Source organism: Myxococcus vastator, from assembly GCF_010894475.1.
GTDB lineage: Bacteria > Myxococcota > Myxococcia > Myxococcales > Myxococcaceae > Myxococcus > Myxococcus vastator.
On record NZ_JAAIYB010000897.1, the window covers coordinates 1 to 934 of the forward strand.

Annotated in this window: 1 protein-coding gene and 1 rRNA gene; one reads left to right on the plus strand and one right to left on the minus strand. The window is 70.0% G+C overall.

All coding sequences use genetic code 11. The features are described 5' to 3' along the window. The first annotated feature begins 132 nt into the window (after window positions 1-132). Entirely contained in the window at window positions 133-744 is a 612-nt protein-coding gene (locus tag G4D87_RS38190; RefSeq protein ID WP_163787639.1) for a DedA family protein, read from the plus strand. A 75-nt stretch (window positions 745-819) separates the two neighbouring features. Here the strand turns inward: G4D87_RS38190 and rrf are convergent. Beyond that, a 5S ribosomal RNA gene (gene rrf / locus G4D87_RS38195) occupies window positions 820-934 on the minus strand; the annotation flags it as partial.

Here is a 934-nt window from a genome sequence, read left to right on the forward strand (position 1 = left end):
GGGGGGCGGTGCCCGTATGGCCGCCACCCGTCAAATCATCTCCCGGGAGGTCCTCCTCTTCCGGCAGGAGCGCGGGGCGGCGCGCACCGTCCGCCCCGCGGAACCTGAATGACGCCCTGAAAGAGGGACGCGATGGCCGCAGGTCCAGTCCCGTGGCTGCTGACCCATGGCTCGGCGGCCCTGCTCTTCGCCGCCCTGGTCGCTGGAGGCCTGGGTGTGCCCATCCCAGAGGACCTGGTGCTGCTGTCGTTGGGCATCCTCGCGCACCGGGACGTCCTTCCCATGGCCCTGGCGCTCGCGGTCGCGATGGCCGGCGTGCTCTGCGGAGACACGGCCCTCTTCCTCACGGCCCGAAGGCTGGGGCCCGCGCTGTACGAGCATCCTCGGCTGAAGAAGCTCCTGCCACCTGAGCGCCGCGAGCGACTGGCCCAGCTCTACGCGCGCCACGGCGGGCGCTGCGTCTTCGTGGGGCGCTTTCTTTCGGTGCTGCGCGGGGCGGTGTTCATCATGGCCGCGGTGCAAGGCATGCGGCTGCGCCACTTCCTGCTCTGGGATGGATTGGCGCTGTGCATCAGCGCCCCGGTAGTGTTGGGGCTGGGGTACGCCTTCTCACACAGCGTGGACGCGGTGGCGAAGGGGGCGGCGCGGGCCGAGCACCTGCTGGTGCTGGCCACCACGGCGGCCCTGCTGGCGGTGGGCGGCGTGCGCCGGTTGCGCAGGCGCCAGGCCCAGCCTCCGCGGTGACGCACGAAAACCCCAGTGGCCCAAAACAGAAAACCCCCGGTGTCCACGAGGGACACCGGGGGCTTCTCAAAAAGAATCCGGCAGCGACCTACTCTCCCGCGCGGTTTCCCGCGAAGTACCATCGGCTCTGGAGGGCTTAACTTCCGTGTTCGGGATGGGAACGGGTGGAACCCCTCCGACATAGCCACCG